The organism is Nonomuraea fastidiosa (genome assembly GCF_042751225.1).
Lineage (GTDB): Bacteria > Actinomycetota > Actinomycetes > Streptosporangiales > Streptosporangiaceae > Nonomuraea > Nonomuraea fastidiosa.
Genome location: NZ_CP170570.1, coordinates 609,728 through 634,382, shown reverse-complemented (window position 1 = coordinate 634,382; position 24,655 = coordinate 609,728). Strand labels below are relative to the sequence as shown.

Sequence of the window (24,655 nt, the reverse complement as noted above, 5' to 3'; positions counted from 1 at the left end):
TCCTCGTCACCGCAGTAGGGGCAGTGGAAGGGAACCGCTCGTTCGGTCATTTCAGGTCGGCCTCGTCTGCTCGCTGCACCCAGTCGGCGAACGACTCGCCTTCCTTCTTCTGGCTGTCGTAGTTGGACACGACGCGCGTCACGTAGTCGGGCAGCGCCTTGGCGGTGGTCTTCAGCCCGCGCACCTTCCTGCCGAAGCCCGAGTTCACGCCGAGAGAGCCGCCCAGGTGGATCTGGAAGCCCTCGACCTGGTCGCCGTTCTCGTCCACGACGAGCTGGCCCTTCAGCCCGATGTCGGCGACCTGGATGCGGGCGCAGGAGTTGGGGCAGCCGTTGACGTTGATGGTCAGCGGCTGGTCGAAGTCGGGCAGCCGCCGCTCCAGCTCGTCGATGAGGTCCATCGCGGTGGTCTTGGTCTCGACGATGGCGAGCTTGCAGTACTCGATGCCGGTGCAGGCCATCGTCTGGCGGCGGAACGTGGACGGGTTGACCTGCAGATCGTTGGCCTCCAGCTCGGCCACGACGGAGTCGACCTTGTCGGGCGCGATGTCGAGGATGACCATCTTCTGCTCGACCGTGGTGCGCACCCGGTCGGAGCCGTGCCGCTCGGCGATGTCGGCGATGACGCGCAGCTTGTCGCCGTCCACCCGGCCCACCTTGGGCGCGAAGCCCACGTAGTAGTTGCCGTCCTTCTGCTGGAAGACGCCGACGTGGTCGCGGCGGCTGCCGCGCGGCTGCTCGGGCGCGGGCCCGTCGGGCAGCGGCTCCTTGAGGTATTCGGTCTCCAGGACCTGGCGGAACTTCTCCGTGCCCCAGTCGTTGACCAGGAACTTGAGCCTGGCGCGGTGGCGCAGCCGCCGGTAGCCGTAGTCGCGGAAGATGCCGACGACGCCTTCGTGCACGTCGGCGACCTTGTCGGGGGTGACGAACACGCCGAGCCGCTTGGCCAGCATCGGGTTGGTGGACAGCCCGCCGCCGACCCACAGGTCGAAGCCCGCCTCGCCGCGCTCGTTGACCACGCCCACGAACGCCACGTCGTTGATCTCGTGCACGGTGCAGTGGGCGGGGCAGCCGCTCAGCGCGGTCTTGAACTTGCGCGGCAGGTTGGAGTAGGCCGGGTTGCCGATCACCCGGTCGTGGATGTCCCTGATCTGGTCGCTGGCGTCGATGACCTCGTCGGCGTCGATGCCGGCCAGCGGGCAGCCCATGATGACGCGCGGGGTGTCGCCGCACGCCTCGGTGGTGGACAGCCCGACGGCCTCCAGCCGCTCCCAGATGTCGGGCACCGACTCGATCTCCACCCAGTGGAGCTGGATGTTCTGGCGGTCGGTCAGGTCGGCGGTGCCGCGGGCGTACTCGTTGGAGATGTCGGCGATCGTACGCAGCTGGGCCAGGTTGAGCTGGCCGCCGTCGATGCGCACGCGCAGCATGAAGTAGCGGTCGTCCAGCTCCTCCGGCTCCAGTACGGCGGTCTTGCCGCCGTCGATGCCGGGCCTGCGCTGGGTGTAGAGGCCGTACCAGCGGAAGCGGCCGCGCAGGTCGGCGGGGTCGATCGAGTCGAAGCCCCGCTTGGCGTAGATGTCGATGATCCGTTGCCGGACGTTGAGCCCGTCGTCGTTCTTCTTGTTCTCTTCGTTCTTGTTGAGCGGCTCACGGTAACCGAGAGCCCACTGGCCTTCGCCGCGCGGGCGTCTGTGGTGCCGGCTGGCAGGAGTGCGGCTGGCAGGGGTGCTCATTGCGCGTCCTTCTGATCATGGGCGCGCGCAACGTCCTCCTGGGCTCGTCATCGAGACCCAGGGCTGGTGAGAAAGGAGTGCGACGCGCTCAGCGGGAAAACGAATGTCGGTTAACGGGCGTCGCAACAGATGGCACTGCGGACACGCTGAAGGTCGACGTGGCGTCGACCGACGAGCATGGGGTCCGCTGGCATGGTTCGAGAGTACTCTGGCTGTCCGAGATGTCCAAGACGGGGTCCAGAGTGTGGGATAGTGTCCTGTCGTCCCGTCAGCCCTGGCGCGGCCAGGCGAGCTTCGAATCCTTCGGCAGCGCCTGCTCGCGGTGCTGGCAGTCGCACCACGAGCCGCCTCGGCATTCCTCGTGGCGCTTGTCCTTGCAGCTCTGGCAGATCACGCTTGCATTATGAACCTCATGGCCGAGCTCGTCGGTGACCTGCGCGCCGAGACCCGCGCGCTGCTCGCGCTGCTGCCGCCAGCGGACGACGACGGCTGGGAGCGGCCGACCCCCGCCGAGGGGTGGGCGGTGCGCGACCAGGTGAGCCATCTGGCGTGGTTCGACGACGCGGCCGTGCTCGCCGCCACCGACCCCGATGCCTTCGCCGCGCTGGCCGCCGGCACGGGCCCGGGCGCGGGGCCGGACATGGTGGACGACCTCGTGGCCGAGTCGCGCGGCACCCCGCCCGCCGAACTGCTCGCCTGGTTCGGCACGGCGCGGACGCGCGCATTGGAGGTGTTCGAGGGGCTGGACGCGCGGGACCGGGTGCCGTGGTTCGGGCCGCCGATGTCGGCCGCCTCGTTCGTCACCGCCCGGCTCATGGAGACGTGGGCGCACGGCCAGGACGTCGCCGACGCGCTCGGCGTCGAACGGGAGCCGACCGACCGGCTGCGGCACGTCGCCATGCTCGGCTACCGCGCCAGGCCGTACAGCTTCGCCGTACGCGGCCTGCCCGTGCCCGACGACCCCGTACGCGTGGAGCTGTCCATGCCCGGCGGCGGCACCTGGACGGCCGGCCCCGATGACGCGCACTCCGCCGTACGCGGGACGCTGCTCGGCTTCTGCCTGGCCGTCACCCAGCGCGCCCACCTGTCCGACACCGGCCTCGAGCTGATCGGCGAGCCCGCAAGGGCCTGGATGGAGATCGCCCAGGCGTTCGCCGGGCCGCCTGGCAAGGGGCGCGCGCCCAAGCAAGGGTGAGTTCAGGGTCATTCCGGATGACGCGAACGGCATGATCGATGACATCCTGTAAACATGCGCACAATTCTGAACGTCATCTGGCTCATCTTCGCAGGCATCTGGTTGGCCGCGGGCTATGCGCTGGCCGGGATCATCTGCTACATCCTCATCATCACGATCCCGTTCGGCATCGCCTCGTTCAGGATCGCTGCGTACGCGCTGTGGCCGTTCGGCAGGACCGTCGTGCGCGACCCCGACGCCGGCGCGTTCACGACGATCGGCAACATCATCTGGCTCATCTTCGCGGGCATCTGGCTGGCCATCGGCCACGTGCTGACGTCGATCCCGCTGTTCATCTCCATCATCGGCATCCCCATGGGCATCGCCAACCTCAAACTCGTCCCCATCTCCCTCCTGCCGCTGGGGGCGCGCATCGTCGATGACCACTAGGTCAGGTGCTCGTCGCGGGACGTAAGCTGTGGCGAAGAGTCACTGCTAATACCGTTGGGTGCCATGACGTCCACCGAAGCCCCTCCCCGGCCCAAACGAGGGCTCGTCACCCATGCGAGGGCCAGGCTCAGCTGGGTGCTCGACACCAAGTCGTGGGCGATCGTGCGCGCCGCCACGAACGCCGGCGTCACCTATCGCGTGACCGGTCTGGCCGGTGAAGCGGCCTTCTTCGCGCTGCTGTCGCTGCCGCCGTTCGTGCTGGGGCTGATCGGCGTGCTGGGCAAGCTCGGCACGTGGCTCGGCCCCGGCGTCGTCGGCGAGGTGAAGACCTGGGTCATCCAGCAGGCCGCCCTGCTGTTCACCGAGGACGCCGTCGACAAGGTCATCAACCCGCTCATCACCGACGTGCTCAGCGACGACGCCGGCAAGGTGTCGATCATCTCGCTGGGCTTCCTGCTCTCGCTCTGGTCGGGCTCGCGGGCGCTCTATGTCTACGTCGACCTGATATCCGTCGCGTACGGGCTGGGGGAGGAGCGCGGCATCATCCGCACCCGCCTCATGTCGTTCGGCCTGTACGTCGTGGGCCTCATCATCGGCATCATCGTCATGCCGATCCTCGTCGTCGGGCCCACGCTCATCAAGGACGCCCTGCCCGCCGACTACGGCGTCCTGGTGGACGTGGCCTACTGGCCGGTCGTCATCGTCGGCTCCGTGCTCTTCCTGACCGTGCTGTACCACGTCAGCGTGCCCGTGCGCACGAAGTGGTACCGCGAGCTGCCCGGCGCCATCCTGGCGCTGTTCTTGTGGATCGTCTGCGCGGCCGTGCTGCGCGAGGTGCTGGCCGCCTGGTTCTCGCCCGTCTCCGTGTACGGCTCCCTGGCCGCGCCCATCGCGCTGCTGCTGTGGCTCTACATCACCGCGCTCGCCGTGCTCATCGGCGCCATACTCAACGCGGAGGTCGACCGGCTCTGGCCCGGCGTGAGCCGGACCAAATAGCGTTCCTTCCGCCTGGGGTGTCCGGAATAATCCCCTCGATGGAATCGCCACAGCGGGTCGGTCCCTACACCCTGGTGAAGAAGCTCGGCGAGGGCGGCATGGGCGTCGTGCACCTCGCCCACGATCCTGCGGGACGGCAGGTCGCGCTCAAGATGATGCGCGCCGACCTGGCCGGGCAGGAGGAGTTCCGGCGCAGGTTCGGCAAGGAGAGCGAGGCCGCGCGGCGGGTCGCGAGGTTCTGCACCGCACCCGTGCTGGACGCCGGGTTCCACGACGGCATCGCCTACATCGTCACTGAATACGTCGAGGGCCCCGATCTGTCGGCGGTGGTCTCGCGGGCGCCGCTCACCGGCGCGAACCTGGAGGCGCTCGCCGTCGGCGTGGCCACCGCCCTGGCCGCCATCCACGCCGCGGGGGTCGTCCACCGCGACCTCAAGCCGTCCAACGTGCTGCTCAGCCCGCTCGGGCCGCGCGTCATCGACTTCGGCATCGCGCAGCTCGCCGACGCCTCCGGCGCGGTGGCGACCGTCGCCAGGTCGATGGGGACGCCCGCGTACATGTCGCCGGAGCAGGCCAGGGGCGAGCACGTGACCCCCGCGAGCGACATCTTCTCCTGGGGCTCGCTGGTGGCGTACGCGGGCACCGGCAGGCCGCCGTTCGGCACCGGAGGCGTGCCCGAGGTCATCTACCGCGTGATCAACCACGCGCCCCGGCTCGACGGGCTCGACGAGCGCGTCCGGCCGCTGGTCGAGCGGGCGCTGGACAAGGACCCGGCCCGCCGGCCGACCGCCCAGCAGCTCATCGACGCGCTGCTCGGCCGCGCGCAGGTGCCGGTGGCCGCCGCCACCCAGGCCGTCTCCGAGACGTGGACGCCGGTCGTCCTCCCGCTCAACCGGCCCGAGGTCAGGCCGTCCGGACCGCAGGCAGGGCCGCCTGTGCCCGCCGGGACGTCCGCGACCTGGCAGCAGGGCGCTCCCCGGCGCAGGCTCTGGCCGGTACTCGTCGTGGGCGTGCTCGCCGCCGTCGTGGGCGCGGCCGCCGCGCTCGTCGCCGTACGTCCTTGGGAGCGGCCGGGACCCGTGCCCGGCACGCCTGAGGCGACCCACAAGGTGGATGCGCTCGGCACCACGTTCGAGGTCACCATCGACTCCCTGGTCCGCCAGGGCAAGGCCGCCCGCCTGCAGTGGACCGTGAAGAATGTGGGGAAAGAGGAACCCCTCATCTATCGCAAGTTGGGCAGGAACGCTAACGACTCCACGGTGTCACAGGTGTCGATCGTTCCGCCGGGCGTGGGCGACGCGCCCTACCCGGTGATCGACGAAGGCCATTGCCGGTGCGCCACCGTCCCTGGAGGCTTCTTTCACCAGGGCGAGCAGCTCCAGCTCTGGGCCGTCTTCGAGGGCCTGCCCGAGGACGCCGACCACGTGGACGTCAACCTGAGGCTCTTCGGCCTGTTCAGGCACGTGGCCGTCGAAGAGGCGTGAAGAACCTGGCACGCTTCGCCGGCGTGCTGATCACCAAGGATCAGGGGCCTGTCACATCCGCTATCGTCTAGGGCGAGACGCGACTGGCGCATCAGGTGGGAACGACCACCAGGGAGCGAAAGGAGCGGAGGCCGTGCGCCTGGGTCTTCGCAGATCGTCAACGATGACAGGAGAGTCATGGGTTCTCTCGCTAGCGTCGACCCGCAGATCGCCCAGCTCATCCAGGCTGAAGAGCGTCGCCAGGCCGACACCGTCAAGCTGATCGCGTCCGAGAACTACGTGTCCAAGGCCGTGCTCGAGGCCACCGGCACGGTGCTGACCAACAAATACTCCGAGGGCTACGCGGGCAAGCGCTACTACGAAGGCCAGCAGGTCATCGACCAGATCGAGACCCTCGCCATCGAGCGCGCCAAGTCGCTGTTCGGCGTCAACCACGCCAACGTCCAGCCCTACTCCGGCTCGCCCGCCAACCTCGCCGTCTACATGGCGTTCCTGCAGCCCGGCGACACCGTGATGGGCATGGGCCTGCCGTTCGGCGGCCACCTCACCCACGGCTGGTCGGTCTCGGCCACCGGTAAGTGGTTCAACCCGGTCCGCTACGGCGTGCGCAAGGACACCGGCCGCATCGACCTCGACGAGGTCCGCGAGCTGGCCCTGCAGCACCGGCCGAAGCTCATCTTCTGCGGCGGCACCGCGATCCCGCGCACCATCGACTTCGAGGGCTTCGCCTCGATCGCCCGCGAGGTCGGCGCCGTGCTCGCGGCCGACATCGCCCACATCGCGGGCCTGGTCGCGGGCGGCGCACACCCGTCGCCGGTCGGCCACGCCGACGTGATCTCCACGACCACCCACAAGACGCTGCGCGGCCCGCGCGGCGCGATGCTCATGTCGATGACCGACGAGCACGCCACCGCGCTCAACAAGGCCGTCTTCCCCGGCCTGCAGGGCGGCCCGCACAACCACACCACCGCCGCCATCGCGGTCGCGCTCCACGAGGCCGCCCAGCCGGAGTTCCGCGAGTACGCGCACCAGATCGTGCGCAACGCCAAGGCGCTGGCCGACGAGCTGTCCGCGCGCGGCTTCGACCTCGTCTCCGGCGGCACCGACAACCACCTCATCCTGCTCGACCTCACGCCCAAGGGCATCGGCGGCAAGCCGGCCGCGCAGGCGCTCGACCGCGCCGGTCTCGAGACCAACTACAACACGGTCCCGTTCGACCCGCGCAAGCCGTTCGACCCGTCCGGCATCCGCATCGGCACGCCGTCCGTCACCTCGCGCGGCATGGGCGAGAACGAGATGCGGCAGATCGGCGCCTGGATCGACGAGGTCGTCTCGGCCGTGGCCAAGGGCGACGCGGAAGACGTCATCAACCGCGTGCGCAACGAGGTCACCGAGCTGACCTCGCAGTTCCCCGCCCCGGGCCTGTAAGAGCCGCGTACCACCACGCCCGTCAGGGGCGCGGTGGCCACCGGAGACGGCCAAGCGCCCCGCCGCACGGGCTCCCATGCGCGGCGGGGCGCTGTTCGCGAGCGGGGCGTGGCCGGAATGCCCCGCCCGCCGATCGTGGCCGCGTACGCGGCGCGCCGCCGTGAACGGCGGCGGGTCAGGTCTCGATGGTGAGCAGCCGCCTGCCGTCCGAGGTGACCACCTCGAAGTAGTCGATGTCCGCAAGCCGCGTCGCGCTGCCACCGTGCATGTAGAGCGGGTCCGGCGACCCCGGCACTCCGTACCCGGCTGGAGGTACGGACCACCCGGTCATCACCCGGCGCTCACCCGACTTGGCGACCGAGATCAGCTCGCACTCCAGAGGCCCCTTGACGCCCGCCAGCTTCAGCGCCGCGTGCGTGCCCCACTTCTTCGACTCGACCACCAGCCCCCCGGTGACGCCGTCCACGCCCTTGCCCTGGATCGGGCGGCCCTCGACGTAGAACTGCTCCGCGGTGCCCATGTGCGTACTCATCTCACCGCTTCGGCCCTGCGCGAGCGGCGCGGCCTCGCCCGCGTCGAGCTGCGTGCCGACCACCAGCCCTCCGGCCACCAGCGTGACCGCCGCCGCCATGCCGATCACGAACGTCCCCCTGCGCGCCCGCCGGTCGGCCGCGCGCTTGCGCCGCAGCAGGCTCACCACGTCGGAGCGGCGGTCATCGGAAGGGGGGCCGAGGTCCTCGACAGGGCCGATGCCGTGCAGCACGTTCGCCACGCCCGACAGCTCGTGCAGCTCGTAGCGGCACGAATTGCAGCCCAGCAGGTGCGCCTCGAACGCCAGCCGGTCGTCCTCGTCCAGCAGCCCGAGCGCGTAGGCGCCCACGTCCGTGTGCTCGACTCTCGAAGTCACGCCGTCACCCCCCTCTCCTCCAATGCGATGCGGAGCGCGCGGACGGCGTAGTAGACGCGGGACTTCACGGTGCCCACGGGGATGCCGAGGGCCGCGGCGGCGTCGTTGACCGACCGGTCCCGCAGGATCGTCTCGTTGAGGATCTCGCGATGTGCCGGCGACAGCGCCTTCAGCGCCTCGGCCACGACGACCTGATGCAGCAGTCCCTCCATCTCGTCGGGAACGGGCAGGCTCTCCAGCGGTCCGGCGCCCGACTCCTGCGGCCGGGCGTCCTTCCGCCGCCGATCATCGATCACGATACGTCTGGCGACCGTGGCGAGCCAGGGCATCAACGAGACCGAGTCAGGGTCGAGCCGCTCCGCACTCCGCCACGCCCTGATCATCGTCTCCTGCACCACGTCTTCCGCCCACTGCCGATCGCCCGCGGTCAGCCGGATCACGAAGGCCAGCAGCGGCCTGTGGTACTCCCGGTAAAGCGCGGACACGACCACCTCGTCGTCCGGGCGTACGCGCCGGATCCAGTGGCGTAAGCGCGGCTTGCCCGACGGTACGGCTTCCTCGGCCGAGGACGGGGGATACGTGCTGGTTCGCATCATTCCCCTTTCTCAGTCCGTCGGCAGGTGGTACGGCCGGCCGCCCTGACGCGGTTCAACAAGCGGCGGAACATAATGCGATTGCATCGCCGGGGCCGCTTGCGTAGAGTCGCTTCGGCAAACGATCGAGGAGGTGAGGACTATGCGGGTCATTGTCTTCGCCGTGCCTTCAGTCCACCTCCGGGCGCTCGTCTGAGCGGCCCCGAGCCTTCCTTGTCACCTTCTCGATCAAAGGTTTCACTGCGTTGTCTTACGATCTTTCGCTGTTCGGCTGGACCGGCCTGCGCGCCGCCGACCTTCCCGACGGCACCGTCCCCGCCCGGGTGTCCCGCGTCGATCGCGGCGCCGCCGAGGTGATCGCCGCCGACGGCCAGCACCACGTCAAGTACGGCGCCCGCGTACGCCGAGCCTCGGCCGCCGACCCCGTCGCGCTGCCCTGCGTCGGCGACTGGGTGGCGCTCACCTGGCTGCCCGAGGGCCGCTACGAGCTCGACGAGGTGCTGCCGCGCACCACCGCGTTCGTACGGGGCGGCGTCAGCCGCGACTCCGTCGGCGGGCTGTCCGGCGACGGCCAGGGCCAGGTGCTCGCCGCCAACGTCGACATCGTCTTCGTGGCCGAGCCGTCCATGCACTCCACCGACTTCGCCGACCTCGGCCGCATCGAACGCCTCGTCGCGCTGGCCTGGGAGTCCGGCGGCACGCCCGTCGTGCTCGTCACCAAGTCCGACCTGTTCGACAAAGGACTCGACGACCTGCTCGCCGACGTCCGCACGGCCGCGCCCGGCGTGGACGTGCACGCCGTATCGTCCCTGAAGGGCGACGGCGTCGAGCTGGTCGCCGGCTACCTCGAGGGCTCGCGCACCGCCGTCATCCTCGGCCCGTCAGGAGCCGGCAAGTCCACCCTGGTCAACGCGCTGGCCGGGGAGACCGTCATGGAGACCCAGCAGGTACGCGCCGCCGACGGCCGCGGGCGCCACACCACCGTCCACCGCGAGCTGATCCCGCTGCCCGGAGGCGGGCTGATCATCGATACGCCGGGCATCCGGCGGGTCGGCCTCTACGACATCGGCGATGGCGTCGACCGCGTCTTCTCCGACATCGACGCGCTGGCCGCCGGCTGCCGCTTCGGCGACTGCGGCCACGACAGCGAGCCCGGCTGCGCGGTGCTCGCGGCCGTCGAGAACGGCGACCTGCCGGAGCGCCGCCTGCACAGCTGGCGCAAACTGCAGCGCGAGGCGTTGTGGATGGCGGCCAGGACGGACGCGCGGCTGCGCAAGGAGCAGCAGAACCGGTGGAAGGTGATCCACAAGGAGATGCGCCGCTCCGGCCGCAACCGGCCCTGACGTCGGTGCACGGGCGGCCAGGCGACCCCGTGAGCCTCGCGCCCAGGCGGTGGCCGATCCCCCGGCCTCGGCGCGGTGGGCGGGCTGGCGAGCTTGCGGCCTCGGGGCGGTGGGCGCGGGCGTACGCGAGTGCTCGCCGAGCGGCCGGTCCCGCGAGCGCTCGGCGAGCGGCCGGTCGCCGAGCGCTCGGCGAGCGGCCGGTCGCGCGAGTGCCCGGCCGCCCTCCCGAGTGGGGGCGGGCGCACCCGCCTGACCGGTCGGTGCCGGCCCAGGTGCCGGGCACCCGGCGGCAGGAGCGCTGTCGCGCGTCCTCCCGTTTCGGTCGCTGTCAACGGTGGCGCGACCCCACCCTTTCGGCGACCCCACCCTTTCGGCTGTGCGCCGAGGGAACCCTCGCGGAAGTGCCCCTTCCGAACGGGTTGGCGCGGGACGGCCGCAGACTCCGGAGGAAGCCGACTCCGGCGGAAGGGGACGAAAGGGGCGGCGGGGAGCGGGTAGGGCACCAATCATGGAGCTCTTCGCAGACCGGGCCCAGGCAGGGGCGCTGCTCGCGGAGCGGTTGCGGGGCGCGCGCGACCCCGTGGTCCTCGCCCTGCCGCGCGGCGGCGTGGCCGTGGCGGCGCCGATCGCGCGTCGTCTCGGCGTGCCGCTCGAGGTGCTGGTGACCAGGAAGATCGGCTACCCGCCGGCTCCCGAGCTCGGGGTCGGCGCGGTGGCCGAGGGCGGTGAGCCGGTGTTCGACCACGTGCTGCTGCGCCGTCTCGGCATGACGCCGGAGTCGGTGGCGGACGTGGTACGGCGGGAGCGGCGCGAGCTGGCCCGCCGGGTACGCGTCTACCGCGGCGACCGCCCGCCGCCGTCGCTGGAGGGCCGCGAGGTGATCGTGGTGGACGACGGGCTGGCGACGGGCGGCACCGCACGGGCGGCGCTCAGGGCGGTGGCCGCGGCCAAGCCCGCGAAGGTCACGCTGGCCGTCCCGGTCGGGTCGCCGGACACGGTGGCGTCGCTAAGGGATGAGGCGGACGAGGTGGTGGTGCTGCGGACCCCGGCGGACTTCCATGCGGTCGGGCAGTGGTACGAGGACTTCGAGCAGCTCACCGACGACGACGTGCTGCGCCTGCTGGAGGAGGGGTCAGCCGGTGATGACGGCCCAGACGAGTTTGCGTGAGCCGCCGGCGGACAGCCAGCCCCAGGCGGAACAGAGGGCGTCCACGAGCCGCAGGCCGCGCCCGTACTCGGAGAAGACGTCGGGCGCCGCGGCGACCGGCACGGTACGGCTGTGGTCGGTGACCACGCAGGCCAGATCGCTTCCGTGGGCCAGGATCCTGAGCTGTGCGGCGCCGCCGCCGTGGCGGATCGCGTTGGTCACCAGTTCGGAGACCACCAGTTGCAGGTCGAAGGCGGCCTCCACGACGCCCCAGGTGCCGAGCGTCTGATCGACGAAGCGCCGTGCGGTGGCCACGCACGCGGGCTCGACTGTCGCGTTGCGGGGAAAGGGGAAGACGGCGTCGCACTCGCCGGGCCGCCCGTCGACCAGGATGGACGAGAGCCATGCCGGTGGCCGGGAACCAATGGCGGCTTGCGGCCGTGCGTCGAAAGTCGTCATCCTGGCCCCCGAAGCGCGGTCTGGTGATCCAATACCCATCTTTACGGCCAGTGCTTACCGATGCAAGACTTTTCGTAGTTTACGGATGCGAATCGCATCTGCACGTGCAGAAGAGTCCGAGGAGCGGTGGAGTGAGCGCGGAGAGCACGGAGGGGAAGCTTCTCAGCCATACGCCTGGAAGCCCTACGGTGCTGCGGATTCTGCTGGGAACTCAGCTGCGCAGGCTCCGCACGGAAAAGGGTATCTCCCGGGAGGACGCCGGGTATGCGATTCGCGCATCTCATGCAAAGATCAGCCGATTGGAGCTAGGTCAGGTCAGTTTCAAGCAGCGTGACGTGGCCGACCTGCTCACCCTGTACGGCGTCACCGACCCCAAGGAGCGCGAGCCGCTGCTGGCCTTGGCCAAGCAGGCCAACGCCCCCGGCTGGTGGCACCGGTACAGCGACCTGCTGCCCTCCTGGTTCGAGGTCTACATCGGCCTGGAGGGCGCCGCGTCCAGCATCCGCACGTACGAGAACCAGTTCGTCCCCGGCCTGCTGCAGACGCCCGAGTACGCCAGGGCGGTGATCTCGCTGGCCCACGAGAAGGCGCCGAAGGACGAGCTGGACCGCCGGGTGGCGCTGCGGATGACGCGGCAGAAGCGGCTGGAGACCGGGCTGACGGTCTGGGCGGTGATCGACGAGGCCGTCGTGCGCCGCATGCTCGGCGGCCGCGAGGTCATGCGCGCGCAGATCGCCCACCTCCTCGACGTCACCGCGGAGCGCAACGTGACCGTCCAGGTCATGCCGTTCGAGCGGGGCGGGCACGCGGCGGCCGGCGGCCCGTTCAGCATCCTGCGCTTCCCCGAGCGCGAGCTGCCCGACGTCGTCTACATGGAGCAGCTCACCACCGCCCTGTACCTGGACAAGCCCGCCGACTCCGACCACTACATGGAGGTCATGGACCGGCTGAGCGTCCAGGCGGAGGAGCCGAGGGCGACCAGGCGCTTCCTGGAACGCCTGCTCTCCGACTGAGTCACATATCCGTGTGATCCACTCCATAGAGGGATTTTGGCTGTCCGGTATATGGAGCGCGTCGTGTTGCCGTATTGTCACCTCGCAAGCGCGGATGCACGTGCATCCGTAAGATCGCGAGGAGCTGCCCCCATGCAAGAGTTCCGGAACGGAACGCCCGCCGGCCGCCTTCCCGTCGTCTGGCGCAAGAGCAAGCGGAGCAACCCCAACGGCAACTGCGTCGAGGTCGCGAGCCTGCCCAACGGGGAGATCGCCATGCGTAACTCACGCTTTCCCGACGGTCCCGCGCTTGTCTACACGCCGGCCGAGATGACCGCGTTCGTCCTTGGTGCCAAAGACGGCGAGTTCGACGACCTGATCGTCTGACCGCATCCCGTGTTCCGCCCTCGAGGGCGGAACACGGGATGGCGTTCCTGGCCGCGCTCCCGCGCCGCGCCGCCTTTTCGGTCAGGTCAGGTGGTTTCGGTTTCGGGCGGGAGTGCGTTGTGCCAGCGCCCGTTCGTCTGGCGAGGCCGTCCCGGCAGGTCGCCGCGGCCCGTGGCCCACAGCAGGGCGGCCCAGGGGTCGCCGCCCTCCGGGGCGTCGGGGAGAAGGCGGCCGAGCGCGCGTGCGCACACGCCGGCGGGCGGCGTCCATGGCAGGCCCAGCCCCTGCGCCAGGTCGTGCACGTGCATGAGCGTTTCGACCAGGCCCATCGCGGCGGAGGCCGAGGTGTCGGCGGGGCCGAACATGTGATGGGCGCGCGCCTGCGGCGGCGCCGTGCGCACGACCGCGATGAGCAGTGCGCTGCTGCTCTGCAGCACCTGAAGCAGCCCGGTGACGCCGCTCCTCGGTCGGCGTGCACGCTGTTGCGCGGGCCGCCCGGCCTCCTGCTCTCCATCATGAACGGCACGTAGGCGTCGAACGGCGGCACTGTCAGCCCGAGCTGGACGGCGTAGGCGAACAGATCGTCGGCGAGGTGCTCGGCCGTCTCCCCGCACGTTCATTCGAGCGAGCCCGCCCTGGAATCCCAGGCGGCGGGCTCGTCGGCGTGCGCGAGGATCTCGACGGCCCGCGCGATGACCTCTTGCAGATCGCCGGCCGGGACGGAGGCGGTATGCGAAGTCGGCATGACCGCGACGGTATCGGTCGCCTCCGACGCCCCGCGCGTGGCGAGCCCCGGATGATGCCAGAAGCAGGCAGGGGTATGCGGGGGAAGATGCTGAATTGGTGCAGTGACGAAAAATGTCGGATGCGTCGGCTAGCGTGCCTTTCGTGAGGACAAAGACACGAGAGGGGCGCCGGCGCGTATGAGGGGCCGCACGGGCGATGCGCCGGAAAGCCCGTACGTGGTGATCCGCGTCGGGGATGCGCGCCGAGGCAGCCCGTACGCGGTGATCCGCGTCGGTGATGCGTGCCGAGGCGCGGACGTGGCCTCTCGCCGAAGCGGATCGCGACCGCGGCCGGTGTGCGCGGTGCGGAAAACAACACATCCCCCCGCTCGTTCGCGAAGGGATGCCGGTGGCCTGATCAGGCAGTTGTCCCGACCGGGTTCGCCAGAGCCTGGGCATGGAACGCCAGGCTCCGGTTCATCGGGACAACTGCGTGATCACGCGATGTGTGGTGAAGGTGCCGGGTGTGTGTCAGGCGGCGGAGATGCCGGCGCTGGCCGCGCGGCGCATGCGACGGCGACGCTCGCTGGCTCGCTCGTCCTCGTTGAGACCGCCCCACGTGCCGTACTTCTCGGGCCGGGACAGCGCGTAGTCAAGGCACTCGTTGCGGACAGGACACTGGGCGCAGATCGCCTTGGCCTTCCGCTCACGTACGTCACGCTCGGGCTGCCGCTCCCCATCGGGGCCGAAGAAGAGCACGAGGTCCTCACCCCGGCACGCGGCATCATCCTGCCAACCCCAGCTGGGGCGGGGGCGGGCGAGCTGCCGACGTACCTGAGACATGAGAAAACCACCTTCGTGAGAGGTATTTCGGGATTTAAGCCGCATTGGACGCTTTTGGCATCACTGTTCCAACGCAAGGCTGGGCCGTGATGTTCCCAGATCAGGTGAGGGCGGGCGTGGCGTACCGCACAGGCGTGAGCCTGTCCAGCGAAACCAGCCGGTAGGTGGTGATCGTCTCGGCACAAGCCGTACCACACGGCGCAGCGAACGCCGATGGTTCGATCACAACCTGGAGCCGGACGTCACCACAGCGCACGATGGCCTGAGTGACGTCGCCGTCCATCCTGGAGGATTCCACGGCCACTGCGCCGACGGAGCGCTCTCCCGTATGGGCTCGGGCAAAGTGCTCGACGGCTTGCAATGGCTCAGGGATGCCTGCGCGTCCCCGGTAACGGTCGAGGATGACCTCGCCCGCCCGGTACGCGTTAGCCGCTGCCAGTGCAGCAGCCTGAGACATGCTGCCGTAGAAAATTCCGTGTGGCAAGCACACGAGGTTGGCGGCGTAGCGATCGCCGCCAACGTGTGACGTTTCCCACACTCTGTCCGGCATTTTTTCGGCCAGGGACCGAGCGAGGGGCAGTCCAATGCGGGCGCAGCACGCATTGCGCTTGGCGTGCGTGCAGACCAGAAATACCGGCTCGTCTTCAAGTATGCAGGACTCGGGGACCACTCCGGCCACCAGCGCGTCCAGGTCAAGATCGTCAGGACCTGCGATGACGCCCCCGGCGAGCCACGGACGGTCGCCCACGGCGTAGGCCACTAGCACACGGATCCCCTGCTCCTGCTGGCGGGTCCGCCTTCCGGGGCGGCGGATCAGCTGGGGCCTGATACCGCGTTCGAGCGCTCTGCGGACGAGTTCCGAGATTTTTTCAGGAAGTTCGAAGTTTTCCAGGTGCGAGGGCCACGGTCCGGTGTATTCGACGAGCAGCCACAGCCTCGCGCCCACCGTGGCGCTCGCCAGAGTGGGCACCGCTCCGGTGTGGCACCCGGCCGGATGCTCGCAGCCCCTTGCCAACGCACATGCTCCTTCCCCGAACCGACTTAGGTAAGACTAACCTAACGGTTCGGAGAGGTCATGGGCGGGAGGTTCGGTGCAATACCTCCCGTGTCGCCGCAAGGGCCCGCTCCCGGTCCTGCGCCACGAGGCCGATCCGCGTCCGCCGGTCGAGCAGGTCGCCCTCGTCGAGCGCGCCCTCGTGCAGCACCGACCAGAGCAGGTCGCCCGCCGTCAGCCCCAGCCCGACCTCCTCCGGGTGCGCCTTGACCAGCTCGTACGCGGCATCCGCCTCCGAGCCGTACCGATCGGTCACGCGCGGCGGCACGTTCGACGGGCGCGGCCCCGCGCCGATGAGCGGGATCCGCCGCGTACGGCACCGCCCGGCCCGCAGGTTCGCGTGCGCGACCGCCCGATCCACCGCGTCCTCGGCCATCCGCCGATATGTCGTCAGCTTCCCGCCCACGACGGTCACCACGCCGTCGCCCGCGAACACCGCGTGCCTGCGCGACAGATCGGACGTCCTGCCGTCGGCCGCCAGAAGCGGCCTGAGGCCCGCGTACGCGCCCGCGACGGCCTCTCTGGTCACCGGAGTCTCAACAACCCGGTTCAACACCTCCAGCAGCGTTCTGACGTCCTCCTCGGGCGCTTCGGGGACGTCCGGCACCGGGCCGTCCACGGGCTCGTCGGTGAGCCCGACGTACACGCGGCCGTCGTGCTGCGGGAGCACCAGCGCGAACCTGTTGCTCTCGCCGGGCAGCGGCAGGTGCAGGCCCGCGATGAGGCCGGGCAGCGAGCGGGACGCGAGCACGAGGTGGGTGCCGCGCGACGGCCGCAGCCGCACCCGGGGGTCCAGCTCGCCCGACCACACGCCGGTGGCGTTGATCACCACCCGGGCGCGGATCGTGAACTCCTCGCCGGTCAGCTCGTCGCGCACGTCGGCGCCGTTGCCGGTCAGGCGCAGCGCGCGGCAGCGGGTCAGGATCCGCGCCCCATGCGCGGCGGCGGTCCTGGCGATCGCCACGACCAGGCGGGCGTCGTCGAGCAGCCGGCCGTCCCACGACAGCAGGCCGCCGCGCAGGCGCCCGGACGCGCCGTCCGCGCGCAGGACCGGCGCGAGCCTGCGGGTGCGCTCCGGGCTGAGGCGGCTGGGGCCGGGCAGCAGGCGGCGCGGCGTACGGGCGGCGGCGCGCAGCGCGTCGCCGAGCCGGTAGCCGGTCATCACCATGGCCGCCTGGCTCCGGGAGACGTCAGGGGTCAGCGGCAGCACGTACGGATGGGCCTTGACCAGGTGCGGAGCGGTCCTGCGGAGCAGGATGCCGCGCTCGACCGCGCTCTCGTACGCCACGTCGACCTGCCCCTTGGCCAGATAGCGCAGGCCGCCGTGCACCATCTTGGAGCTCCATCTGGATGTGCCGAAAGCCAGGTCGTGCGCGTCGATCGCCGCTACGCTCAACCCCCGTGAGGCGGCGTCGAGCGCGGCGCCCGCGCCCGTCGCGCCGAGCCCGACGACCAGCACGTCCAGCCGCCGGTCCGAAAGCTCGGCGACCTCGCGCAGCTCGCGCGATCGTCGTGCGGCATTCAGCGAGCTATCCAAGGTAGGCCTCCAGTAGCGCGGCAAGCTCGGCGTCGAGCTCGTCCATGGTCACGGGGTCGAGCATGGTCGATGCGGACAGCAGGAACGACTGCGCGACGAGCAGCACCGCGCGCGCCTTGCGCGGCCCGCCCGCGACCGGCTCCAGCACCTGGAGCACGGCCTCGTGGCTGGCGCCGCGCCGATCGAGCAGATAGGGCAGCAGCAGTTCGGGGTCCGCTTCCACGATCTTGCGCCACAACGGGTGCTCGCGCAGCCCCCTGACGCCCGCCACCACCGCGCGTACCGGGTCGGACAGGTCGAGCTCCGACACCACGCGTACCCACTCCCTGGTCATGAGGTCGGCGACCAGCGTGCGCACGTCGGGCCAGCGGCGGTAGATCGTCATCCGCGAGACGCCCGCCCTGCGGGCCACGTCGGTGAGCGTCGTCCTGCGCACCCCGTAGGCGAGCACGCAGTCACGTGCCGCGTCCAGCACAGCGTCGTCATTGTGACGATTCGACGTCATGTGTCACAGTGTAAAGGTGACTGGAGAACCCATGCTGTGGTCGGGCTGGGGCGACCCGGCCAAGGCCCGCGAGCTGCCGGACCAGGTCAAGAAGCTGCTGGGCGACCTGCTCGGCGTCCGCGCGCCCGTCGCTCCCGCCGCCGCCCTGGAGGAGGTGCGGCTGCCCCCGATCGCCCTCACCGAGGCCCTGCTCGGCGCGCTCGCCGGCGTCGTCGGCGAGCAGCACGTGCTGACCGGGCACGAGGACCGCGTCCGCCACACCCGCGGCAAGTCCACCCCCGACCTGCTGCGCATGCGCGCCGGCGACGGCGGCGACGCCCCGGACGCCGTGGTGCTGCCCGGCTCGCACGACGAGGTGGCCGGGCTGCTGGAGCTGTGCTCGCGCGAGCGGATCGCGGTCGTGCCCTTCGGCGGCGGCACCTCCGTCGTGGGCGGCCTCGCGCCGAGCGGGCGCGACCGCTTCGCCGGGGTCGTCGCGCTCGACCTGCGGCGGCTCGACCGGCTGCGCTCGGTGGACACTGAGTCGATGCTCGCCGACTTCGAGCCGGGCGTGCGCGCGCCCGACGCCGAGCGGCTGCTCGCCGCGCACGGGCTGACGCTCGGGCACTTCCCCCAGTCCTTCGAGTACGCCACGCTCGGCGGCTTCGCCGCGGCCCGCTCGAGCGGCCAGGCGTCCGCCGGATACGGCCGCTTCGACGACATGGTGGCCGGGCTCACCCTGGCCACCCCGACCGGCACGCTCGAACTCGGCCGCGCACCCAAGTCGGCGGCCGGGCCCGACCTGCGCCAGCTCGTGCTCGGCTCCGAGGGCGCGTTCGGCGTCATCACCTCGCTGCGGCTGCGGGTGCGGCGCGCGCCCGCGGAGCGGCGCTACGAGGGGTGGCGCTTCCCTGCGTTCGCCGCCGGGTCGGCCGCCGCGCGGGCGCTCGCCCAGGAGGGGCCGCTGCCGGCCGTGCTGCGGCTGTCGGACGAGACCGAGACGATGGTCGGCCTGGCCGATCCCGAGGCCATCGGCTCCGGCGGCCCCGGCGGCTGCCTCATGATCACCGGGTACGAGGGCGCCGACGTGGAGCCGCGCCGGGCCCGGGCGTCGGCCGTGCTCGCCCGGTACGGCGGCGAGCCGCTGGGCGAGGGGCCGGGCCAGGCGTGGGAGCACGGCCGCTTCTCCGCGCCGTACCTGCGCGACTCGCTGCTCGCCGCCGGCGCGACCGTCGAGACGCTGGAGACGGCCGGCTTCTGGTCGAACCTGCCGCGCCTGTACGACGCCGTCAGGCTCGCCCTGCTCGGCGCGCTCGGCTCGCCGCTGGTGCTCTGCCACATCTCCCACGTGTACGAGACCGGCGCCTCGCTCTACTTCACCGTCGTCGTCGCCCAGGACGGCGAGCCGGTGGCGCAGTGGGAGCGGGCCAAGGAGGCGGTGAACGCGGCCGTCGTCGAGGCAGGCGGCACGATCACGCACCACCACGGCGTCGGCCGCGACCACCTTCAGGCCTACGGGCGGGAGATCGGCCCCGTCGGGGTGCGGATCCTGCGCGCGGTCAAGGAGTCGCTCGACCCCGAGGGCGTGCTCAACCCCGGCGTGCTCATCCCGTAGGCGGCTCCGGCGCGGCACCGGCCGGGTCTACGAGGCCGGCGTATCGGGTCAGGTGTCCTCGCCCGGCCGTATCGCGTCGGCCTCGGCCAGCGCGGCGGCGGCTTCGCTGTAGTGGTGCTCGGCCTCGTACACCGCGGCCAGCGTGTGCAACGAGGCGATGAGCGGCGCGCCGCCGATGGAGCGGGCGGCCGCCACCGCCTCCTGCGCCATCGGCAGCGCCTCCGTGGAACGTCCCCATGACAGAAGCTGCCGCGCGGTCGTGCGGAGGCAGCGCACCAGGAGCTCGGTGTGCTCGCGAGGCGACTCGTCGGCCAGCATCCGCGCGCGGGCGATCGCCTCGCGGAAACCGTTGAGCGCGGTGCTTCTGCTCCAGCGCGGTCGGGTTTGCGCGAATGCCAGCAAACCCTCGATGGCCTCTACGCCGGAAGTGCCTTTTCGGGTCGCGTCATCCGGGCCCTTACGGCTCATCGGAGCCTCCCCTCGGCGATCCCAACCGCTTGCTTGGGGGAGGAAGGCTACACCATTGCGAACCTTCTGTGTTCCGTACGGTACGGAGCGTTCAGGTCGCATGGAAGGTAGATCACGGTAAAGATGTGGTCATGGTGGAAGTAGCGGCTGAGCGGGGAAAGCAGCTTTCGTCCCGGGTGTCGGAGGAAGGGGCGGGCTGGGCATGCTCGCAGATTGGGACGTTTCAGCAGCTCAGACCGGATCGCAAGGGCTTCAGCTGGTTGAATCCCGCGACGTTGTGGCGCTCGCGTAACGAGGTGCTCGCGTCCTTGTTCGGCGATCCTTCCGGGCAGGTGCGCAAGCGGTGGATCGAGGCGCAGAAGCCCCGCGGGATTGATCCGGAATTTCGCATCAAGCCGCCTGTCGGGGGAAATTTCTCTTTCCTGTTACTGGGCGATACCGGCGAGGGCGACGCGTCCCAGTACGCCGTTGTTCCGGGCATGCTGAAAGTCGGTTCCGGCACGTCCTTCGCCATCATCGCCAGTGACGTGATCTATCCGACCGGATCCGGCAACGAGTACGGCGACAAGTTCTTCCGTCCGTACCAGGATTACGACGCGCCGATCTACGCGATACCGGGAAACCACGACTGGTACGACGGGCTCGGCGGCTTCATGCGGGTCTTCTGCGACGCCCCGCCGCTCAAGCCCGTGCCGGACAAGGGGCTGCGCGGGCTGCTGTGGCGCAAGCCCGACCCCATCGACGAGGAACGGCTCGCCGAGGCCCGCAAGCTGCGCGGCAGGCCGTCGCAGCAGGCCGAGGGCCAGGCCGCGCAGCCGGGCCCGTACTGGGCGATCGAGAGCGAGAGCCTGCTCATCGTCGGCGTGGACACCGGCATCGGCAACGTCATCGACCGCGACCAGACCGAGTGGCTGCGCCGGGTCTCGCGCGACCCGCGCCCGAAGATCCTGGTCACCGGTAAGCCGATCTACACCGGCAACGAGTACAAGCCCTCACCGCTGGAGGACGGCGGGACCATCGACGACATCGTCCGCGACCCCGCGCACCGCTACGTCGCGGCCATCGGCGGCGACGTGCACAACTACCAGCGCTACCCGGTCAGGCTCGGCGACGGCCGGGTGATCCAGTACGTCGTCTCGGGCGGCGGCGGCGCGTTCATGCACGCCACCCACACCATCGAGCGGGTGGACGTGAACGGCGTGCACGAAGACGACTTCAGGTGCTATCCGCTGCGCGGCGACTCGCTGTCGTTCTACAGCCAGCTCTACGCCCGCAGGCTGCGCATGCCGTGGCTCTACCTGACGCCCGCCGAGGCGGCGTGCATCATGAACGAGCGCATCAAGAACGCCCCGGTCAGAACGCCCACAGGACCGGTGCGCATCACCCGGCGCATGCGCTGGGCGGCGCGGCTGCTCGGCGCCTGGACGTGGCCGCTGCGGCTGCCGGTCGACCGGATGTTCCACCGCTACCTGTCGGAGCTGTCCGACTGGGACACGCCGCCGTTCTTCAAGCAGTTCCTGCACGTCTCGGTGACGCCGCAGGAGCTGACCCTGCGCTGCTTCGCCGCGACCGGCTGCCTGGGGCAGGAGCTGAACCCGCCGCTGGAGGACGAGGTCCGCATCAGCCTGGCGTTCTGATTGTCGGAGCCGTTTGGCACCCTGGTGGCGTGTACGTGGTGCTCGCGGGGGACACGGTGCTGCCGGTCGGCGGCGCGCCGCGCCGTCCCGCCGTCCTGGCCGACGCGGTGCGCGAGCTGGAGGCGGCCGAGTCCCCCCGGTGGGTGTGGGCCGACACGCGCGAGGCGTACCCGCCGCTCATCGAGCGGGGCGTGCGCGTCGGGCGCTGCCACGACATCGCCTTGACCGAGCGGCTGCTGCTCGCCTACGAGGGCCGCCACGACGAGCCGCGCTCGGCCAGGGCCGCCCACGCCAGGCTGCACGGCCTGCCGGTGCCCGACGAGCGGCCGAGCGAGCCCGGCACGCTGTTCGCGCCCGAGCCGCCGTCGGCCGAGCTGGTCGCCGAGGTGCTCGACGACCAGCTCAGGCGCATCGCCGCGCTGCCGGAGCCGGGCCGGTTCCGGCTGCTGGTCGCGGCCGAGTCCGCGGGCGCGCTGGTGGCGGCCGAGATGTCCCACGAGGGCATGCCGTGGCGCAAAGACGTCCACGACGCGCTGCTGACCGAGCTGCTCGGGCCGCGTCCCGTCCACGGCATGCGGCCGGCCAAGCTGCAGGCGCTGGCCGACGAGGTGGCGGCGGCGTTCGGCCATCCGGTCAATCCCGACTCCGCGCAGCAGCTCATCAAGGCGTTCAAGGGCGCGGGCATCTCGCTCAAGACCACCAGGTCGTGGGAGCTGAAGCAGATCGACCATCCGGCCGTCGCGCCGCTGCTGGCGTACAAGGAGCTGGCGCGGCTGCACAGCGCGCACGGCTGGGCGTGGGCCGACCAGTGGGTGCACAAAGGCCGGTTCCGGCCCGAATACGTGGTCGGCGGCGTGGTGTCGGGCCGGTGGGCCACCAACGGCGGCGGCGCGCTGCAGATCCCGAAGGCGATGCGGCGGGCGGTGCTGGCCGACGACGGGTGGGTGCTGGTCGTGGCCGACGCCGCCCAGCTCGAGCCGCGAGTGCTCGCCGCGATGGCCGGCGACGGGCGGCTCGCCGAGGCGGCGGGGGAGATCGACCTGTACTCCGCGCTGGCGAAGTCGTTCGGCGGCGAGCGGGCGCACGCCAAGATCGCGATGCTGTCCGCCATGTACGGCGGCACCAGCGGCGACGCCTCCCGGCTGCTCGCCGTCATGCGGCAGCGCTTCCCCAAGGCGTACCAGTTCGTGGAGGACGCGGCCAAGGCGGGGGAGGAGGCCGGCTCGTACGCTCCTGGCTCGGCCGCACCTGCCCGCCGCCGTCCGCGCGGTGGAAGGAGCTGGTCGCAGGGCCCGAGGGCGCGCGGGCGGCCCGCGACCGCGGCCGCTTCACCCGCAACTTCGTGGTGCAGGGCACGGCAGCCGAGTGGGCGCTCGCGCTGCTCGCCGTGCTGCGCGGGCGGCTGCCCGAGCCGGCCAGGCTGGTGTTCTTCCAGCACGACGAGGTGATGGTCCACTGCCCCGCCGAGCAGGCCGAGGAGGTCACGGCGGCGGTCGGGGTGGCGGCGGCCGAGGCGACCAGGCTGCTGTTCGGGCGGACGCCGGTGCGCTTCCCGATGGAGACGGTCGCCGTCTCCTGCTACGCCGACGCCAAGTGACACCCCGGCCGCATCGTCGCGGATCCCGCCTCAGCCCGTCTGGGCCCGCAGCCGGAGGGTGCGCGGTGCGGGCCCAGGGTGCGGTGCGGGCTCAGGGGGCGGTGCGGGCTCAGGGGGCGGTGCGGCGACGTACGGCGAGCAGCCAGAGGCCCGACAGCCCGGCCATGACGGCGACGACCAGCCCGAGCACGCCGTAGCCGAGCAGGCCCACGATGGCGCCCGCGACGATCGTGCCGGTGGCGCCGCAGACGTTCATCAGCAGGTCGGACAGGCCCTGGACGGCGGTCCGCCGCTCCAGCGGCACCGACTCGCTGACCAGCGCCGAGCCCGCCACCAGCCCGCACGACCAGCCGAGTCCGAGCAGCACCAGCGCCGCCGTCACCTGCCACACGCGGTGCCCGGCGGTGCCCGCCAGCGCGGCGGCGCTCACCAGCAGGGCCATGCCGAGCACCAGCACCGGCACCTTGCCCGCCTTGTCCGCCAGCCAGCCGACGACCGGCGACAGCACGTACATGCCGGCGATGTGCAGGCTGATCACCAGGCCGATGACGTCGAGGTTCGAGCCGTCGTGGTGCAGCTTGACCGGGGTCATCGACATGACCGACACCATGGCCGTGTGGCTCACCGCGATCATGACGAGGGCATGGCGGGCCATCGGGGTGGTGCGCAGCGCCTGCAGGCCGGTGCGGATCATGCCCCGGCGCTTGCCGCCTTCCTCGCGGGTGCCGTGCAGCTCGCGGGCCAGCGCGAGCGGGTCAGGACGCAGCATCCCCAGTACGACGACCAGCGCCAGCCCGAAGGCCAGCGCCGCGAACGCGAACGGCCCCGCCTTCTCCACCAGCCCGAGCCCCACGCCGAGCTCGTCGGAGGGCTCGGCGAGATTGGGACCGGCGACCGAGCCGATGGTCGAGGCCCACACCACCAGCGACAGGTGCCGGGCCGAGCGGTCGCGCGGCGACAGGTCGGTGGCCGAGTAGCGGGCCGCCAGGTTCGCCGCGCTGCCGCCGCCGACCAGCACCAGCCCGGCCAGCAGCAGCGGCCACGTACGCAGGCTGATCGCCAGCACCGAGACCAGGCAGCCGGCCAGCGCGGCGAAGTACGCGAGCGACAGCCCGGCCCGCCGCCCGCCACGGCCCGCCGCCCTGGCGGTGGGCAGCGCGAGCAGCGCCGCGCCGAGCACCGTGGCCGTGCCCGCGAACCCGCTGATCACCGTCGAGCCCGACAGCTCGTCCACCACGACGGAGCTGAGCGCGAGCCCGACGGCGACGCCCACGCCGCCCACGATCTGCGACGCCGAGAGCACCGCCAGCGTGCGGCGCTGGATGCGGACGATCCGCTCGGGAAGGGGTGCGGTGGATTGTGTGGGGGCACTGGTCACGCGTGAAGTCTCGCATAACCCCTAACAACACCCCATAGGGGACAGTGCGCCTCTTTCCGGCGGATGCCCGGCCCAGGCCGAGCGCGCCTCTTGCGGGGCGGGTGTGCCGCCGTGCCGGCCGCGCCTCCTGCGGGGCGGGTGTGCCGCCGTGCCGGTCGCGTCTTCTGCCGGGCGGGTGTGCCGCCGTGCCGGTCGCGTCTTCTGCCGGGCGGGTGTGCCGCC

27 protein-coding genes are annotated in these 24,655 nt (G+C 71.1%); 13 read left to right on the top strand and 14 right to left on the bottom strand.

What is annotated here, in order from left to right; all coding sequences use genetic code 11:
• Nucleotides 1-46 precede the first annotated feature (46 nt).
• From ACFMQL_RS02845 to ACFMQL_RS02835, 3 genes are all read right to left on the bottom strand, one after another.
• The gene (locus tag ACFMQL_RS02845; protein WP_364067411.1) at nucleotides 47-1,735 is read right to left on the bottom strand and encodes a nitrite/sulfite reductase; all 1,689 of its coding nucleotides are present in this window, start codon (nucleotides 1,733-1,735) and stop codon (nucleotides 47-49) included.
• A gap of 110 nt (nucleotides 1,736-1,845) precedes the next feature.
• The gene (locus tag ACFMQL_RS02840; RefSeq protein WP_311132608.1) at nucleotides 1,846-1,929 is read right to left on the bottom strand and encodes a putative leader peptide; all 84 of its coding nucleotides are present in this window, start codon (nucleotides 1,927-1,929) and stop codon (nucleotides 1,846-1,848) included.
• 74 nt (nucleotides 1,930-2,003) lie between these two features.
• Nucleotides 2,004-2,129, bottom strand: a complete 126-nt coding sequence (locus ACFMQL_RS02835; RefSeq protein WP_378790275.1) for a hypothetical protein — start codon at nucleotides 2,127-2,129, stop codon at nucleotides 2,004-2,006.
• 18 nt (nucleotides 2,130-2,147) lie between these two features.
• Here ACFMQL_RS02835 and ACFMQL_RS02830 point away from each other — a divergent pair, with 18 nt between their 5' ends.
• The 5 genes from ACFMQL_RS02830 (at nucleotide 2,148) to glyA (ending at nucleotide 7,267) form a co-directional block, all read left to right on the top strand.
• Nucleotides 2,148-2,930, top strand: a complete 783-nt coding sequence (locus ACFMQL_RS02830; protein WP_378784450.1) for a TIGR03084 family metal-binding protein — start codon at nucleotides 2,148-2,150, stop codon at nucleotides 2,928-2,930.
• A gap of 54 nt (nucleotides 2,931-2,984) precedes the next feature.
• Nucleotides 2,985-3,359 carry a YccF domain-containing protein gene (locus ACFMQL_RS02825; protein WP_378784449.1) on the top strand — a complete coding sequence of 125 codons (375 nt, stop codon included), beginning with the start codon at nucleotides 2,985-2,987 and terminating at the stop codon, nucleotides 3,357-3,359.
• A gap of 63 nt (nucleotides 3,360-3,422) precedes the next feature.
• The gene (locus tag ACFMQL_RS02820) at nucleotides 3,423-4,355 is read left to right on the top strand and encodes a YihY/virulence factor BrkB family protein (protein ID WP_378784448.1); all 933 of its coding nucleotides are present in this window, start codon (nucleotides 3,423-3,425) and stop codon (nucleotides 4,353-4,355) included.
• A 38-nt stretch (nucleotides 4,356-4,393) separates the two neighbouring features.
• Nucleotides 4,394-5,839, top strand: coding sequence for a serine/threonine-protein kinase (locus tag ACFMQL_RS02815; RefSeq protein ID WP_378784446.1), 1,446 nt, complete (start codon nucleotides 4,394-4,396; stop codon nucleotides 5,837-5,839).
• Between the two features lie 177 nt (nucleotides 5,840-6,016).
• The gene (gene glyA / locus ACFMQL_RS02810) at nucleotides 6,017-7,267 is read left to right on the top strand and encodes a serine hydroxymethyltransferase (RefSeq protein ID WP_378784445.1); all 1,251 of its coding nucleotides are present in this window, start codon (nucleotides 6,017-6,019) and stop codon (nucleotides 7,265-7,267) included.
• Between the two features lie 175 nt (nucleotides 7,268-7,442).
• On the opposite strand, the gene ACFMQL_RS02805 is transcribed toward glyA, so the two are convergent.
• A complete protein-coding gene (locus ACFMQL_RS02805) occupies nucleotides 7,443-8,174 on the bottom strand; it encodes an anti-sigma factor family protein (RefSeq protein WP_378784443.1) in 732 nt (243 codons plus the stop codon).
• Entirely contained in the window at nucleotides 8,171-8,659 is a 489-nt protein-coding gene (locus ACFMQL_RS02800) for a sigma-70 family RNA polymerase sigma factor (RefSeq protein ID WP_378790126.1), read from the bottom strand. Before ACFMQL_RS02800 ends, ACFMQL_RS02805 begins: the two co-directional genes overlap by 4 nt.
• Nucleotides 8,660-9,012: 353 nt before the next feature.
• On the opposite strand from ACFMQL_RS02800, the gene rsgA reads away from it, so the two are divergent.
• Both rsgA and ACFMQL_RS02790 read left to right on the top strand, forming a co-directional pair.
• Nucleotides 9,013-10,110: a ribosome small subunit-dependent GTPase A gene (gene rsgA / locus ACFMQL_RS02795; RefSeq protein ID WP_378784442.1), complete on the top strand. Its 1,098-nt coding sequence runs from the start codon at nucleotides 9,013-9,015 to the stop codon at nucleotides 10,108-10,110.
• A gap of 508 nt (nucleotides 10,111-10,618) precedes the next feature.
• Complete coding sequence (locus ACFMQL_RS02790) at nucleotides 10,619-11,278, top strand: phosphoribosyltransferase family protein (RefSeq protein WP_364067422.1); 660 nt, start codon at nucleotides 10,619-10,621, stop codon at nucleotides 11,276-11,278.
• Here the strand turns inward: ACFMQL_RS02790 and ACFMQL_RS02785 are convergent.
• Entirely contained in the window at nucleotides 11,243-11,716 is a 474-nt protein-coding gene (locus ACFMQL_RS02785; RefSeq protein ID WP_364067423.1) for an ATP-binding protein, read from the bottom strand. The genes ACFMQL_RS02790 and ACFMQL_RS02785 overlap by 36 nt on opposite strands.
• A gap of 188 nt (nucleotides 11,717-11,904) precedes the next feature.
• Between ACFMQL_RS02785 and ACFMQL_RS02780 the strand changes: the two genes are divergently transcribed.
• Both ACFMQL_RS02780 and ACFMQL_RS02775 read left to right on the top strand, forming a co-directional pair.
• Nucleotides 11,905-12,729 carry a helix-turn-helix domain-containing protein gene (locus ACFMQL_RS02780; RefSeq protein ID WP_378784441.1) on the top strand — a complete coding sequence of 275 codons (825 nt, stop codon included), beginning with the start codon at nucleotides 11,905-11,907 and terminating at the stop codon, nucleotides 12,727-12,729.
• Nucleotides 12,730-12,861: 132 nt separating this feature from the next.
• On the top strand, nucleotides 12,862-13,095 hold the full coding sequence (locus ACFMQL_RS02775) for a DUF397 domain-containing protein (RefSeq protein WP_364067425.1): 234 nt from the start codon (nucleotides 12,862-12,864) through the stop codon (nucleotides 13,093-13,095).
• An 86-nt stretch (nucleotides 13,096-13,181) separates the two neighbouring features.
• Here the strand turns inward: ACFMQL_RS02775 and ACFMQL_RS02770 are convergent, their stop codons facing one another.
• From ACFMQL_RS02770 to ACFMQL_RS02745, 6 genes are all read right to left on the bottom strand, one after another.
• Entirely contained in the window at nucleotides 13,182-13,532 is a 351-nt protein-coding gene (locus ACFMQL_RS02770; protein WP_364067427.1) for a hypothetical protein, read from the bottom strand.
• Nucleotides 13,533-13,711: 179 nt separating this feature from the next.
• Entirely contained in the window at nucleotides 13,712-13,840 is a 129-nt protein-coding gene (locus ACFMQL_RS02765; RefSeq protein ID WP_364067428.1) for a hypothetical protein, read from the bottom strand.
• Between the two features lie 511 nt (nucleotides 13,841-14,351).
• The gene (locus ACFMQL_RS02760) at nucleotides 14,352-14,663 is read right to left on the bottom strand and encodes a WhiB family transcriptional regulator (protein WP_080036407.1); all 312 of its coding nucleotides are present in this window, start codon (nucleotides 14,661-14,663) and stop codon (nucleotides 14,352-14,354) included.
• 100 nt (nucleotides 14,664-14,763) lie between these two features.
• Entirely contained in the window at nucleotides 14,764-15,609 is an 846-nt protein-coding gene (locus tag ACFMQL_RS02755; protein WP_364067429.1) for a sucrase ferredoxin, read from the bottom strand.
• Nucleotides 15,610-15,736: 127 nt separating this feature from the next.
• Nucleotides 15,737-17,254 (bottom strand): glycerol-3-phosphate dehydrogenase/oxidase, encoded by a 1,518-nt coding sequence (locus ACFMQL_RS02750; RefSeq protein ID WP_378784439.1) that lies wholly within the window; start codon nucleotides 17,252-17,254, stop codon nucleotides 15,737-15,739.
• Nucleotides 17,247-17,759 carry a helix-turn-helix domain-containing protein gene (locus tag ACFMQL_RS02745; protein ID WP_364067432.1) on the bottom strand — a complete coding sequence of 171 codons (513 nt, stop codon included), beginning with the start codon at nucleotides 17,757-17,759 and terminating at the stop codon, nucleotides 17,247-17,249. Before ACFMQL_RS02745 ends, ACFMQL_RS02750 begins: the two co-directional genes overlap by 8 nt.
• 31 nt (nucleotides 17,760-17,790) lie before the next feature.
• On the opposite strand from ACFMQL_RS02745, the gene ACFMQL_RS02740 reads away from it, so the two are divergent.
• A complete protein-coding gene (locus ACFMQL_RS02740) occupies nucleotides 17,791-19,353 on the top strand; it encodes an FAD-binding oxidoreductase (protein WP_364067700.1) in 1,563 nt (520 codons plus the stop codon).
• A 48-nt stretch (nucleotides 19,354-19,401) separates the two neighbouring features.
• On the opposite strand, the gene ACFMQL_RS02735 is transcribed toward ACFMQL_RS02740, so the two are convergent.
• Nucleotides 19,402-19,755: a hypothetical protein gene (locus ACFMQL_RS02735; protein WP_364067433.1), complete on the bottom strand. Its 354-nt coding sequence runs from the start codon at nucleotides 19,753-19,755 to the stop codon at nucleotides 19,402-19,404.
• Nucleotides 19,756-20,300: 545 nt separating this feature from the next.
• On the opposite strand from ACFMQL_RS02735, the gene ACFMQL_RS02730 reads away from it, so the two are divergent.
• Genes ACFMQL_RS02730 through ACFMQL_RS02720 form a run of 3 tightly spaced genes read left to right on the top strand, consistent with a single transcriptional unit; the run spans nucleotide 20,301 to nucleotide 23,055 of the window.
• Nucleotides 20,301-21,458: a metallophosphoesterase family protein gene (locus ACFMQL_RS02730; RefSeq protein WP_378784438.1), complete on the top strand. Its 1,158-nt coding sequence runs from the start codon at nucleotides 20,301-20,303 to the stop codon at nucleotides 21,456-21,458.
• A gap of 29 nt (nucleotides 21,459-21,487) precedes the next feature.
• Nucleotides 21,488-22,906, top strand: a complete 1,419-nt coding sequence (locus tag ACFMQL_RS02725) for a bifunctional 3'-5' exonuclease/DNA polymerase (protein ID WP_378784437.1) — start codon at nucleotides 21,488-21,490, stop codon at nucleotides 22,904-22,906.
• Nucleotides 22,846-23,055 (top strand): hypothetical protein, encoded by a 210-nt coding sequence (locus ACFMQL_RS02720; protein WP_378784436.1) that lies wholly within the window; start codon nucleotides 22,846-22,848, stop codon nucleotides 23,053-23,055. The genes ACFMQL_RS02725 and ACFMQL_RS02720 overlap by 61 nt, the downstream gene beginning before the upstream one ends.
• A 109-nt stretch (nucleotides 23,056-23,164) precedes the next feature.
• Here the strand turns inward: ACFMQL_RS02720 and ACFMQL_RS02715 are convergent, their stop codons facing one another.
• Nucleotides 23,165-24,433, bottom strand: a complete 1,269-nt coding sequence (locus ACFMQL_RS02715; RefSeq protein WP_378784435.1) for an MFS transporter — start codon at nucleotides 24,431-24,433, stop codon at nucleotides 23,165-23,167.
• Between the last annotated feature and the right edge of the window lie 222 nt (nucleotides 24,434-24,655).